Below are 12,859 nucleotides of genomic sequence, written 5' to 3'. Positions count from 1 at the left end.
AACGATCGTTTACCCCTAACGATCGTTCAGGTTAGCCGACGCGGAGGTGAAGTTCCAACGCTCCCGGTGGACCACTTGCGGACACGGGTCGGTGTGTGCTCACAGGGCCCTGGGGACCCCCTGCGGATCAGAGGGATCCCGGTACCGAGATCAGCAGGAGAAGGCGACCGCCCCGCCGGAGCTCTGGGCCTGCGAGAAGCCCAGGATGCCGATCGAGTTGCCGCTGATGTTGATCGGCAGCTGGACGACGGTGCTCAGCTGGTTGCCGTTGAGCAGACCGGCGTTGTAGCCCGTGGTCCAGTCGCTGCAGCCGCCGCGGACGGCCGTCGCGCCACCGTGCCCGCGGCCACGGCCCCGGCCGTTGTCGTCGGCGCCGGACCCGTTACCGGACCCGTTGCCGTAGCCGCCGTTGTTGTTGCCCGACCCGTTGCCGTAGCCGCCGTTGTTGTTGCCCGAGCCGTTGCCGTTGCCGTAGCCGTTGTTGTTGGCGGTGCCGGTGCCGTGGCGGCGGCCGTGCTCGTCCAGGTTGATGCTCTGGACGCCACGCTTGGCCTTCTTGGCCTTGTGGGCCTTGCCGTGAGCGGCCATGCCGGTCGGCTTCGCGCTGGCGTTGCCGTGCGAGTTGCCGTAGGCGTTGTTGTTGGCGTTGCCGCCCCAGCCGTAGCCGTCGTCGTCCACGTCGCCGTAGCCGTTGTCGTCGTCGTCCACGTCACCGCGGCCGCCGCCGTTGCCCCGGCCACCGCCGTTGACGGCGGTCGCGCCGCCGTCGCAGCTCGCGCTCGCGAAGCCGAGGATGGCGATCGAGTTGCCGCACACGTTGATGGGCGCCTGGAGCACCGTCTGGAGCTGGTTGCCGTTCAGGATGCCGGCGTTGTACCCCGTGGTGAAGTCCTCGGTGGTCGCGCCCTCGGTCTTGACCGCCCACGCGCCGCCCTGGCTGGACGCGCTGGAGAAGCCGAGCAGGGCGATCGAGTTGCCACTGAGGTTGATCGGCGCCTGCAGCGTGGTGTCGAGCTGGTTGCCGTTCAGCAGGCCGGCGTTGTAGCCGGAGGTCCAGTCCTCGGTACGGTTCGCGGCGCTCTCGGTGTAGCCGTCGGCGCCGGCGTTGTTGTAGCCGCCGTTGCCGCTTCCGTTGCCGTGACCGCGGCCCTTGCCCTTGCCCTTGCCCTTGCCGAAGTCGGCGTCGCCCTTGACGGCGTACGCGCCGCCCTGGCTCGAGGCGCTCGAGAAGCCGAGCAGGCCCAGCGAGTTGCCGCTGACGTTGACCGGCACCTGCAGGGTGGTGTCGAACTGGTTGCCGTTGAGCACACCGGCGTTGTAACCGGTGGTCCAGTCCTCGGTCGTCGCGCTCTCCGTGTCGACCGCCGCCGCACCGCCGCCGCAGGAGGCGTCGGCGAAGCCGAGGATGGCGATCGAGTTGCCGCAGACGTTGACCGGCACCTGCACGGTGGTGTCGAACTGATTGCCGTTCAGCAGGCCGGCGTTGTAGCCCGTCGTCCAGTCGGCGTGCGCAGCCCCACCCGAGACGAGCAGGAAGCCCGCGGAAAGCACGCCCACGTTGAGCGACTTACGAACCCACGTCTTCATGTGGAAATGAGACCCTTCGGTAGGTTTTTCGATGTTCAGTACTGCCTGATGGGCGCGGCGCGGTGCCGTGAGCCAGCGTGCGGGCAGGCTCTGCCCGGCTCCGCCCTGTCGACGTGCGCCCGGATGGTGCGTGTTCGGTGTTGCGAGATGCCGCGATGTGGTCGATGCGGGTCCGCTGGGACCAAGGCTCGGGTTCCGGCTGCCCGCATGGCGTCGCGTCGGCTGGCCGGACCGGCCTCAGTCAGGTGAGACTGTCGGTTTCTCGGCTGCTGACAACCGCAGCTCGTCGTCCTCGACCGCCACCGGCCGGAAGGTCACCACCTTCGCACCGGCCGGTGCGGCGGGCAGCACGGCGGCGGCACCACCGTCGTGGTTGAGGCCCGAGCCGGTGCTCGGCGCCCCCGAGGCGAGGCCGACCGCCGGCGACGCCGGAACGGGCGCCGGGCGGGGCAGCAGCGGCACGTGGTGCGTACCCTGCGCGTCTGTCCGGCTCACGACCGGCGTTTCGACCGTGCCGTCCTCGGCGTCGAGCCGGTCGGCGGCACGGGAGACGACGACAGCGTCGGTCCGGTCGACGCCGGCGACAGAGGCGCCGGTCGCCGCGGCGGTGACGTCGCCGCCGGACCCGAGGCGGACCGGTACGGCCTGGACGACCGGCTCCTGCGCCCGCTTCGGGTGGGTCTTCTTGATGCCGGCCTTTGCCGGCCTCTTGGTGCTGGAGTGCTGGACACTCGGCGCGTCCGCCGTCGCCGAGTGGGCCGCACGGTCCACGGTTTGGACCGGCGCCTGCGTGTCGGCGACCCGGCTCGACGTGACCACCGAGGTCACCGTGTCCACCGGGCTCAGCACGGTCAACACGGTGCTGGTGACCAGGTCGCCGCGGTGGTCACGCTCGCCGTGCCCGGTGTCCCGCGCCTCGTCGTGCCGGTGACCGTCGCCGACAAGCAGGCTGGTCACCGACGTCAGCAGTCCGAACCGCTGGTGGTCGAGGCCGTCGGAACCGTCCGAGGCGTTCGCCGCCGACGCCGACAGCAGCCAGGCCACGCCGGCGAAACCGGCCACGACCAGGCCCCGGACGGCATACCGGGCGCAGCGTGAGGCGGTCGGCAGCGAAGCCGTGCGCGGGTTGCGCTCGCTCTTCGACTGGACCATGTCCGCCTCTCAGTACGGCTCAATGCGGTACCAATCGCACCGCATGTGACTTTTCCGTACTGACCAACGAACCGCCCGAGCCGGGGACACGCCACAACCCCGGCGAATCGGACACAAGTGGTCCAGGGTGCTCAGAAGGGCAGTCGCGGCCCGGCTCGGAGCACTCCGGAGGGCAGTTCCCGTCCGGCGATCTCCTGCGCGATCCGGGCCGCCTCGATCAGTGCCCTCAGATCGATCCCCGTTTCGTACCCCATGTCGTGCAGCATGTGCACGACCTCCTCGGTGGCCACGTTGCCGGTGGCGCCCGGCGCATACGGGCAGCCGCCCAGGCCGCCGACGCTGGCGTCGAACTCGGTGATGCCCAGCCGCAGCGCGGTCAGGACGTTGGCCAGGGCCGTGCCGCGGGTGTTGTGGAAGTGCAGCAGCAGCGGCAGGTCGGGGTGGCGCTCGCGGACCCGGCCCACGACCTCCTCGACCCGCCGGGGGGTGCCCATGCCGGTCGTGTCGCCGAACGCCACCCGGTCCGCGCCGTCGGCGACCACCCGGTCGACGATCCCGGCGACCCGCGCCGGGTCGACGTCACCCTCGAACGGGCAGCCGAAGCTCGTCGAGATGATGACCTCGGCGGTCGCGCCGGCCGTGTGCAGCAGGTCGATGAGGCCGGCGATGTCGTCGAGGGACTCGTCGGTCGAGCGGTTGACGTTGCGCTGGTTGTGGGTGTCCGACGCGGACACGACCACTTCGATCTCGGTGAACCCGGCCGCCAGCGCCCGCTGGGCGCCCTTCGAGTTGGGCACAAGAGCGGAGTACCGCACCGCCGGGTTCTTCGCCGCGCGGGCCCACACCTCGTCGGCGTCGGCCATCTGCGGGATCGCCTTCGGATGGACGAAGGAGACCGCCTCGATCCGCTGGGCCCCGGTGGCCGACAGGGCGTCGAGCAGCCGCACCTTCGCGTCGGCCGGCACCGGGTCCTCGTTCTGCAGTCCGTCGCGGGGTCCGACCTCGCGGATCGAGATGAAGCTCATGTCGTCACCTCCGCTGCGCTCCGGACCGCTCATCGCATCCTGCCCACAATTGCTGTGTCGTAGTCGCCGGAGATGAACTCGGCGTTGTCGAGCAGTTCGGTGAAGAACGGAAGGTTGACCTTCGGCCCGACGACCTCGAACCCGGCGACCGCGGTGCGCAGCTTCGCCAGCGCGTCGGCCCGGTCGGCGCCGTGCACGATCAGCTTGGCCATCAGCGAGTCGTAGCTGGGCGTCACCGTGGTGCCGGCCGCGTATCCCGAGTCGACCCGCACTCCCTCACCGGTCGGCTCGACCCAGGTCGTGATCGCGCCCGGTCCGGGCATGAACCGCTTGGGGTCCTCGGCGTTGACCCGGACCTCGATCGCGTGGCCGGTGACCGTCAGCGTGTCGGGGTCAAAGGTCGGCGCGAGCCCCGAGGCGATCCGCAACTGCTCCTCGACCAGGTCGACGCCGAACACGGCCTCGGTGACCGGGTGCTCGACCTGGAGGCGGGTGTTCATCTCCAGGAAGAAGAACTGCCCACTGGTCGGGTCGAACAGGCACTCGACGGTGCCGGCGTTGCGGTAGCCGACCGCCTCGCCGGCCCGGACGGCGGCGGCCAGCAGGTCGGCGCGCTGTTGCGGGGTGAGCGCCGGCGACGGGGTCTCCTCCACGAGCTTCTGATTGCGCCGCTGTACGGAGCATTCGCGCTCGCCGAGTGCGATCACGCGCCCGTCCGCCAGGCCGAGGATCTGTACCTCAATGTGGCGCACGCGCGGGAAATACCGCTCGATCAGCACGGAACCGTCGCCGAACATCCGCTCGGCGAAGCCACGGACCTTGTCGAACTCGGTGCGCAGGCCGGCCTCGTCGTTCGCGACCGACATGCCCATGCCACCGCCACCGGCGGCGGCCTTGACCATGACCGGGAACCCGATGGCCGCAGCCGCCTCGATCGCCGCCTCAACCGTGGTGGCCGGGTCGGTGGTGCCGGGCGCGACCGGCACGCCGGCGGCGGCCATCAGGTTGCGCGCGTTGATCTTGTCGCCCATGGCGTCGATCGCGTCGGCACCGGGCCCGACCCAGATCAGCCCGTGCTCCTGGATCGTCGCCGCGAACGCCGCGTTCTCCGACAGGAACCCGTACCCGGGATGGATCGCCTCCGCACCGGTCGACTTGGCCGCGGCCAGGATCGCTTCGGTGTTACGGTACGACTGGGCGGGGTTGGCCGGGCCGATCAGGACCGCTTCGTCTGCCTCGCTGACGAACGGCAGCGTCGCGTCGGCCTCCGAGTAGACCGCAATGGTGCGGATCTGCAGGTGGCGCGCGGTGCGGATGATCCGGCGGGCGATCTCTCCGCGATTGGCGACGAGCAGTGAGCTCAGCATTCGGCGGATCTCCTGTGGATAACTCTGTGGGTGGGAACGCGGCAAGGCTGTGGATAACCCTGTGGAGTCACTCGAACGGCTACCCCTGGAGTGCGGAGAGTGTCGCTGCGCGCAGCAATTCGGCACGACGTGCGCGATCGACCTCACCACCGAGGAAGGGTGTCGAGTTCATGAGACCGAACGCGGCGTGGGCCAACACCCGGGCTTCACCATCGGTAAGGTATCCGTCGCGTAGAGCGGTCAACGTGTTGACCCACTCCTCGACGTAGAGTCGCTGGAGCCGGCGGATCTGCCGCCGCGGCTCCTCAGGCAGCCTATCGAGCTCGTGGAGATGCAGGGCGATGACGGCCGGATTCGCCAGCGCGAACTCGACGTGGAACTCCACGAGCGCGGCGAGCGCGGTCTTCGGGTCGTCGGCGGCCTCGGCGATGCGCGCCTTCCCGCCGGCGAGCAGTTGTTCACTCACCGGGATGAGGGCGGCCACGAGCATCGCCTCTTTGCCCGCGAAGTGGTGATAGAGCGCCGGGCCGGTCACTCCGGCGGCCGCCCCGATGTCGTCCATCGAGACGCCGTGGTAGCCGCGGGTGGCGAACAGCCCGACCGCGATCTCCAGGATCTCCTCGCGCCGGGACCGCCGTCGTGGCTGCTGGCCACCGTTCCCCGCGCCTCGGGACTGCGCAGGCGGACGAACGGTTTGCTGTTCCAGCGTCATGGGGAAAGCCTAACCTCGTGTCAAGACAATCACTGAACGATCGTTAAGTGGAAGTTGTCACCACGGCACCCTCGTCGTGGCGCAAAGCCCCAGCCTGCACCCTCTTCGTGCCACATACACGCCGCCGTCCAATGATCGGGACAGCGATCTCCCCGGGCCGCTCCCGGTTTCATGATCCGGAAGACTTGACGCCGCTGTTCAGCACAGACTCTTCCGGATCATGACCGCCGTCGCCACGGCGCGACACGGGGGCTACTGGTCCAGGTGCTCGGCGCGGATCGCTGCCGCCTCGTCCGAGCGATCCTGCGCCTCGAGGCACTCGGCGAGCATCCAGGCCGAGTTCTGCCGGATCTGCGAATCCTTCGGGGCCGCGCCGAGCACCGAGCGCAGCAGAGGCTCGGCCTCCGTCGGCGAGCCGGCCCGCATGAGCAACTCCGCGTGCAGGAAGTCGGCGTCGAGCGCCTCGCCCAGGGCGCCGATGCCGCGCAGCGCGTCGGCGGCGCCCTGCACGCGGGTGATGGCCTCGTCGCCCTGGCCTGCGCCGAGATGCACCCGGGCCGCGTCGCAGTCGAGCATCGCCCGCTGCCAGACCAGCCACGGCTCGCCGGGATCGGCGCTGCCCGACAGCGCTGCCGCCAGGGCGTCGGCCTCGGCCAGCGCGCTCAACGACCCGGGGACGTCGCCCGCCCAGCGCAGGGACAGCGCGCGCATGCGGCGGTTGTACAGCTCCGCCTGCACGACGCCGGCCGCACGAAACGCCTCGGCCGCCGCCGCGAACCGCTCTGCCGCCTGGGCGTCGCGGTCGGCGCCGTAGAGCAGCTGTGCGGCCTCCTGCAGCATCCGGCCCCGCGACTGCAGGTTGTCGAAGCCGTCGAGGTTTTCCGCCAGCGTCTCCAGCAGCGCCAGCGCCTGGTCCGGCTCGTCGAGCCCGCGATAGATGCGCGACAGCAGGTATCGGGTGTTGTCCGCCGCTTCCTGCGCGCCGATCCGGTCGAGCACGTCGACCGCGCTCTCCGCGGCCTCGGCGGCGTCGAGGAGCTGGCCGGCCTCCAGGTAGGCGGTGGCCAGGTCGTATCGCAACAGGGCGGCGGGAGGGTCCTCGCCGTGGGCGACGTGGTCGGCGATCACCTCGACGAGGTCGTCGATCGCCTCGACCGGGCGGCCGCCGGCGAGCCGCGCCCGGCCGCGCCCGACCAGCGCGGAGAGCCGCGGCTCGCGCTCGACAGCCGCGCCCAGTGCCGCGTCGAAGGCGTCGACGGCCTGGTCGAACCGCTCGAGGTTGGCCAGTGCGTGGCCGTGGATGAGCGCGGACAGCGCGACCGGCGGCGGGTCGCCGAGCTTCCCGTACTGCTCGCGGGCCTCACCCGCAGCGGCTGCCGCCTCGTCGTATCGCTCCAGGACCAGCAGGCACCGGGCCCGCCGGCCGCTCAGCTCGGCGCGCAGCGCAGGGCGCTGCGGCTCCTCCGCGATCGCCGCCTCGACGGTGGCGAGAGCGTCGTCGAGGCGGTCGAGGGCGAGCAGCGGATACTCCATCCGCAGCCGCGCCTCCGCTCGGACGTCCGCATCGCCCAGCTCCAGGATCCGTGCGGTGACCGCCTCGAGCTCCTCGAGCTGGTCGGCGGCCAGCGCCGCACGGGCCTCGGCGACCAGCGCGTCGAGCTCGTGACCCAGAGCGCGGTGCGCGGCGGACGCCGCGCGGAACAGCTCGGCGGCCTCCTCGTCGCGCTGCTCGACGGCCGCGATCCGCGCCCGCCCGTCGAGCCGGCGGGCGACCAGGTCAGCCGCCGGCTCGGGGTGCAACTCGTCGAACCGTTCCCAGGCGGCGCGCGCCTCCGTGATCCGGTATTCGTCGAAGAGCGCCGTCGCGCGGTCGAGCAGCTCGGCGGCGTCGACCGGCAGCGGCTCGACCGGCCGGGGCGCCGCAGCGGTGACCTGCTTGCGCGCCACGGCGCTCAGCGGCAGGTATTCGACCAGCGGCTCCGCGGTGAGCAGCGCCTCGATGTTGCGCCCGACGGTCGGGGTGCCGTTGCGCTCGTCGAACCGGGCGGCCAGGTCGCGCGCCCGGGCGGCGAGCCGGTCGGCGAGAACCGCGGCGGATGTCTCCCCGACAGTGACGCTGTCGTCGAGCCGGCCGAGCAGCAGCGCCGCCGACGCCGCGAACCACATCTCGGCCTGCGGGTGCGGCGCCTTGTCGAGCCACCCGAGGTGCCGCTGGACGATCTCCAGGCCGCGCACCTCGTTGCCGGTGCGGGCGCAGAAGGCCACGTGCTCGCCGATGCTCTGCAGGTCGGCCAGGTTGCCCCGCATGGTGCGATACGCCCGGCGGTGCGCGTCGGCGGCCTCACTGAGCCGGCCGGTGCGCAGGTAGGGCAGCAGCAGCGCGGTGAGGATCGACTGCGGCTGCTCGGCGCAGGTGAGCTGCCCGGCCAGCACCGACTGGGCCAGTTCGACGGCCTCGTCGTCGAGCTTGCGGGACACCAGGTGGTAGACCTTCGAGGTCGGGTCGCAGCCGACGCAGTCGGAGTTGCTGTCGCGCGGTGCGGCGTTCCACTTGGCGAACCACTCGTCCGACGCCGGGTCACCCAGATACTCGGCGACGCGGTGCCGATACGCATACACGGCGTGCAGGCTGTGCCCGCCGGCCCGGAACCGGCGCTCCATGTCGTCGAGCACGTCGTAGGTGCGCCCGAGCGGCACGGTCGGGAACTTCAGCAGCCCCGCCACCATGTACTTGAACTGCCACAGCAGCAGGTGCTCGTCCTGGCGGTCGAACCGCTCGGGATGCGCGTCGTACTCCGAACGGCACCAGGAGAACGTGACGAACGACTTCGCGGTCTCCCCGCCGTGCACGTAGGCGGTGGTCGCGTGCAGCCGCGCGGCGAAGCGCAGCTCGTCGAAGCCACCGGCGTCGGCGTGCTGCACGATCTGCTCGACCAGCGCGATCTGGCCGCTGCCATACGGCATGTGGTAGGCCTCGCGGAGCAGGCCCCAGAGTTCTTCTTCAGTCTTCATGCGCGACCGCCTTGTTGAGCAGACCCAGGAACGAGCTGTTGAGCAGCGCGGCATCGGCCGGCCGCAGGGGGTGGTGGCCGAGGAGGAGCGCCTGGCCGTAGAGCCCCTCGACCGAGAGCCGGACGAGGTCGTCGTCGGCGAGCTCGGTGATCCGCCGCACGAGCGGGTTGCGGTAGTTGAGCACCAGCTGCGGCCGGTCCTGGTCGTCGGTGCGGGCGAGCGCGTCGAGGACGTCGGCCCACACCTCGTCGACCCGCTCGCGGGTGGCCCGCAGCTCGGCGGCGAAGGCGGCGGACCGGTTGGCCAGATACATCGCGGGCATGGCGGCCGGGTCGTAGGAGCGCAGGACGACCTCGCAACCGAGCCGGTCGACGGCCCGCTGCGCCCGTGCGAGGAACGGTCGCTTGGCCAGCTCGACCGCGGGCTCCAGCGCGTCGAAGTGGGTGCTGAGGTCGCTCGGCTCGACCCGCTCGATGAGCGCGCCGGGCTCGACGACCGGCAGCCGCTCGATGAGCTGCGTGTCGTAGGTGTAGCCGGCGTTGACGACCGGCATGCCCTGCGCCGCGGCGACGGCGCCGATCTGCCGGAACTCGTCGACCTGGGCCGTGTATCGCACCAGGCCGTGCTGGGCGCGGAAGTCGGCGAGCGTCATGCGGCCGTTGTTGGTCTCCATCGGCCACCAGCGCTCGACCAGCCGCAGCATCTCGTCGTCGTGCAGCGCGAGCGCCTTGACCCCGAGGTGGTGGATGTCGAGGAACTCCAGCAGCCGGCGCGAGTCGCGCCCGGCCAGCCGCATGAGCCAGCCGCGCAGCTGGTCGCCCAGCGCCTCGCGGGTGTCGTCGAGCAGCTGGTCCTCGTAGAGCGCCTCACGGCTCGCGGTCGGGCGCAGCTCGGTGGTGTCGATCACGCACCGGGCGAAGAACGCCCAGTCGGGCAGCACCCCCTCGGCCCCCTCGGCGAGCAGCATGCGCTTGAGATAAACGCGGTGCCCGGCCCGCGCCGCCGGATTGGCCGGCATGGGCAGGACGAACGCGACCCCGGTGAGCCCGGCGGCCGGCACGGAGAGGTCCACGACGTCGAAGGGGACGAACCCGAAGAGCTCCTGACAGTACGAACCGAGCCGCTGCCGGCGGGCCTCGCCGGTGCCCTGCCACGGCAGCCCGGCGCCGGTGACCGGCAGGTCGTCGACCTCGACGGTCACCGGCAGCAACGACCCGTAGAGCTCGACCAGCTCGACCACGGTGCGGCGGAGCAGCCACTGCTCGGCGTCGCGTCGCGGTACGAGGGTGACGGTGGTGCCGACCTCGGACCGCTCGGTGTCGGCGGGCACCACGCTGTAGCGGCCGTCGGCGAAGCCCCGCCACAGCACGGTCGGGCTGCCCTCGGCGCGGGTGAGCACGCGGATCTCGTCGGCGACGAGGAAGCAGGAGAGCAGCCCGATGCCGAACTGGCCGAGGAAGTCGTGCCGGGCGAAGCCGAAGTCGTCACGCTTGGAGCTGCGCCCGATCGTGGCGAGGAACTGGTGGACCTGCGCCTCGGTCAGCCCGACGCCGGTGTCGGACACGCGCAGCGTGCCGTCGCCGGTGAGGTCGGGCGGCTCGAACCGCACCCGGGCGGGCGCGTCCGGGTCGGCGGACCGCCGGGCGGTGATCGCGTCGACCGCGTTCTGCAGCAGCTCGCGCACGTAGACACGAGGGCTCGCATAGAGGTGATGACTCAACAGGTCGACAACGCCGCGCAGGTCTACTTGGAACGTCCGATCCACGCGGGCACGCTACCGCGCCCGACCGACAATTTTCCGACCCGATCTCACGTGATGACGCGCTCCACGCCGCTGAGCCCGGTCACGCCGGTGGTCCCGGTGACCGCTCCGCTGCCCCGGTCGAGGCGGAGAACGGCGTCGGGCTGCCCGACGTACACGTGCTGGCTCGACACCGCGATGCCCCGCGCGTCGGCGGGCAACTTCCAGGTCGCCGTGTGGATCTTGGTGTCCCGGGCGAAGACCAGGACCCGCTGCCCGACGGCGAGGTAGACCTCGCTGACGCCGCCGGCGAGGGCGGCCCGGCCGGCGGCCGGCTCGAAGGTCAGCTCCTGCATCACCGCGAGGGCGTCGGCGTGGACCACCGCCAGGGCACCCTTGCCGGCATCGGCCACCCAGACCTCCTCGGCGCTCTGTGCGAGGGTCAGCCCTTCGACGGGCCCGGTGCCGAAGGTGCCGGGCAGGTCCACGCAGACCGCCCAGCCGTCCCGCACGCTCAGGGTGTGCACAAACGCGTGGACGTCCGGCTTCCCGTCCCGGGCACCCGGGTTGATCAGGTCCCGTACGTGCTGATGGTCCGGCTGGTGGCTGTACAGCGTGAAGAGCCGCTCCCGGTGCGGGTCGAACACCGCCTGCCGGCCCTCGCCGCGCATCTCCTCCTCGGCACCCTGCGGCACGAGGACCTTGATCCCGGCGTTCTCCCCGGGCAGGTTCAACGCCCTGATCTGGCCGGCGGCGAGGTCCAGCACGCGCACGCGGTACCGGTCGGGATGCTCCGGCGGCAGCATGTCGAGGACAAACAGTTCGGTACCGCTCGAGGAGAACGCCTCCGGCTGGACGAACCCGGGAAGCGTCAGGCGGTGCCGCTCCCCCGTCGCCCCGGCGACCACGATCGTCGTCTCGGTGCGGCCCGCCGGGTCGCCGTCGACAAGCGCGACGAGATCCGCGTCGGGCGAGGCGGCCGCGAGCCGCATCCTGCCGCGCACCGCGGCCGCGGTGACGACGGCGCCGGTCGCCGCGTCCCGGACCACGACCCGCCCGTCCGGATCGACGCCGACCAGGCGGTTGCCGGTGAGCAGTGCGCCGCCGGCGACCCGGCCGGCGGTGCCGGAGTCCAGCACCGTCATCCCGTCGGTCAGGGAGACGGCGAGGAGTTCCCCCCGCTGAGACTTGGTGACAGGGCGGGGCGACGTGCAGGCCGCGAGGAGCGCCACACCGCCCAGACCCAGCAGATCCCGTCGTTTCATGACCACGACGAGCCGCCGGACGGCCGAGCCGTTCCCGGGGATCATCGACTATTTTCGGCAGGTGGATCTCCGCGCCGCGCTCGACAGCCTGACCGGCCTCTCCGTCGGCGACGCGATCGGTGCGCCGTTCGAGATGCGTCCGCGGCTCGAAGGCGACCTGGTCCTGCCGCCGGCGCCGTGGCGCTGGACCGACGACACCGAGATGGCGTGCTCGCTGGTCCAGGCCCTGCGTCGCGACGGGCGGGTCGACCAGGATCAGCTGGCGCTCGCGTTCGCGCTGCGATGGAGCGCCGACCGGGGGTACGGCCGGGGCGCGGTCTCCCTGATGTCGAGCATCCGCGACGGGGTGCCGTGGCGCACCGCGGCGGGCGCACTGTTCTCCGGCTGCGGCTCCAGCGGCAACGGCGCGGCGATGCGCGTCGCACCGCTCGGCGCGTTCTTCGCCGACGATCCCGATCTCGCGGCCCGGCAGGCGGCACTGTCGGCGGAGGTGACCCACCAGCACCCCGAAGGTGTCGCCGGCGCGGTCGCGGTGGCGCTGGCCGCCGCGCACGCGGCCCGGCACGCCGAGCCCGGCACACTGCTGCGACTGGTGCTCAACCAGCTGCCGCCGTCCGACGTCCGCGACGGTGTCGCCCGGGCGGCCCGGCTCCTCACCGCCACGGACCCGTGCGAGGTCGCGGACGAACTGGGCAACGGCTCGCACGCCCTTGCTCAGGACACCGTTCCCTACGCCTTGTGGGTCGCCGCGACCCGCTTCGACGACTATCCGGCGGCGATCGAGGCGTGCGTGCGGGCCGGTGGGGACGTCGACTCGATGTGCGCGATCGCCGGCGGGGTGGTGGCGGCCCACACCGGCGTCGCCGGCATACCGCCCGAGTGGATCGGCTCCCGTGAACCGCTCCCGGAATGGAGCCAGAGTCCGTGATCACAGTACGTTACCGTTAGTCACCCCTCTGGTCGAATGCTATAAATTGACGGCCATAGTTTTACTTGGT

General features: G+C 71.5%; 9 protein-coding genes. 1 reads left to right on the top strand and 8 read right to left on the bottom strand.

Features of this window, described 5'->3' with window-relative positions:
• Positions 1 to 150: 150 nt before the first annotated feature.
• From Dfulv_RS00250 to Dfulv_RS00215, 8 genes are all read right to left on the bottom strand, one after another.
• Positions 151 to 1,587 carry a chaplin gene (locus Dfulv_RS00250; protein ID WP_259860567.1) on the bottom strand — a complete coding sequence of 479 codons (1,437 nt, stop codon included), beginning with the start codon at positions 1,585 to 1,587 and terminating at the stop codon, positions 151 to 153.
• Between the two features lie 237 nt (positions 1,588 to 1,824).
• A complete protein-coding gene (locus tag Dfulv_RS00245; RefSeq protein WP_259860566.1) occupies positions 1,825 to 2,739 on the bottom strand; it encodes a hypothetical protein in 915 nt (304 codons plus the stop codon).
• A gap of 131 nt (positions 2,740 to 2,870) precedes the next feature.
• Positions 2,871 to 3,764: a hydroxymethylglutaryl-CoA lyase gene (locus Dfulv_RS00240; RefSeq protein WP_259860565.1), complete on the bottom strand. Its 894-nt coding sequence runs from the start codon at positions 3,762 to 3,764 to the stop codon at positions 2,871 to 2,873.
• A 29-nt stretch (positions 3,765 to 3,793) separates the two neighbouring features.
• Positions 3,794 to 5,131 (bottom strand): acetyl-CoA carboxylase biotin carboxylase subunit, encoded by a 1,338-nt coding sequence (locus tag Dfulv_RS00235; protein WP_259860564.1) that lies wholly within the window; start codon positions 5,129 to 5,131, stop codon positions 3,794 to 3,796.
• Between the two features lie 79 nt (positions 5,132 to 5,210).
• Complete coding sequence (locus Dfulv_RS00230) at positions 5,211 to 5,843, bottom strand: TetR/AcrR family transcriptional regulator (RefSeq protein WP_259860562.1); 633 nt, start codon at positions 5,841 to 5,843, stop codon at positions 5,211 to 5,213.
• Between the two features lie 252 nt (positions 5,844 to 6,095).
• Positions 6,096 to 8,855, bottom strand: a complete 2,760-nt coding sequence (locus Dfulv_RS00225; protein WP_259860561.1) for a hypothetical protein — start codon at positions 8,853 to 8,855, stop codon at positions 6,096 to 6,098.
• Complete coding sequence (locus tag Dfulv_RS00220) at positions 8,845 to 10,620, bottom strand: HSP90 family protein (protein WP_259860560.1); 1,776 nt, start codon at positions 10,618 to 10,620, stop codon at positions 8,845 to 8,847. Before Dfulv_RS00220 ends, Dfulv_RS00225 begins: the two co-directional genes overlap by 11 nt.
• A gap of 44 nt (positions 10,621 to 10,664) precedes the next feature.
• Positions 10,665 to 11,861 (bottom strand): hypothetical protein, encoded by a 1,197-nt coding sequence (locus tag Dfulv_RS00215; RefSeq protein WP_259860559.1) that lies wholly within the window; start codon positions 11,859 to 11,861, stop codon positions 10,665 to 10,667.
• Here Dfulv_RS00215 and Dfulv_RS00210 point away from each other — a divergent pair.
• Positions 11,860 to 12,789 carry an ADP-ribosylglycohydrolase family protein gene (locus tag Dfulv_RS00210; protein ID WP_344403667.1) on the top strand — a complete coding sequence of 310 codons (930 nt, stop codon included), beginning with the start codon at positions 11,860 to 11,862 and terminating at the stop codon, positions 12,787 to 12,789. The genes Dfulv_RS00215 and Dfulv_RS00210 overlap by 2 nt on opposite strands.
• Positions 12,790 to 12,859 lie beyond the last annotated feature (70 nt).

This window comes from Dactylosporangium fulvum, assembly GCF_025137375.1.
In the GTDB taxonomy this organism is placed as follows: domain Bacteria; phylum Actinomycetota; class Actinomycetes; order Mycobacteriales; family Micromonosporaceae; genus Dactylosporangium; species Dactylosporangium fulvum.
This window is presented reverse-complemented; position numbering and strand designations above follow the sequence as displayed.

Bases quoted from the DNA above. Each gene is read 5' to 3' on its own strand.
- Dfulv_RS00215 (WP_259860559.1), bottom strand. From the start codon at position 11,861: ATGAAACGACGGGATCTGCTGGGTCTGGGCGGTGTGGCGCTCCTCGCG.
- Dfulv_RS00210 (WP_344403667.1), top strand. From the start codon at position 11,860: ATGACCACGACGAGCCGCCGGACGGCCGAGCCGTTCCCGGGGATCATC.
- Dfulv_RS00250 (WP_259860567.1), bottom strand. From the start codon at position 1,587: ATGAAGACGTGGGTTCGTAAGTCGCTCAACGTGGGCGTGCTTTCCGCG.
- Dfulv_RS00225 (WP_259860561.1), bottom strand. From the start codon at position 8,855: ATGAAGACTGAAGAAGAACTCTGGGGCCTGCTCCGCGAGGCCTACCAC.
- Dfulv_RS00240 (WP_259860565.1), bottom strand. From the start codon at position 3,764: ATGAGCTTCATCTCGATCCGCGAGGTCGGACCCCGCGACGGACTGCAG.
- Dfulv_RS00235 (WP_259860564.1), bottom strand. From the start codon at position 5,131: ATGCTGAGCTCACTGCTCGTCGCCAATCGCGGAGAGATCGCCCGCCGG.
- Dfulv_RS00245 (WP_259860566.1), bottom strand. From the start codon at position 2,739: ATGGTCCAGTCGAAGAGCGAGCGCAACCCGCGCACGGCTTCGCTGCCG.
- Dfulv_RS00230 (WP_259860562.1), bottom strand. From the start codon at position 5,843: ATGACGCTGGAACAGCAAACCGTTCGTCCGCCTGCGCAGTCCCGAGGC.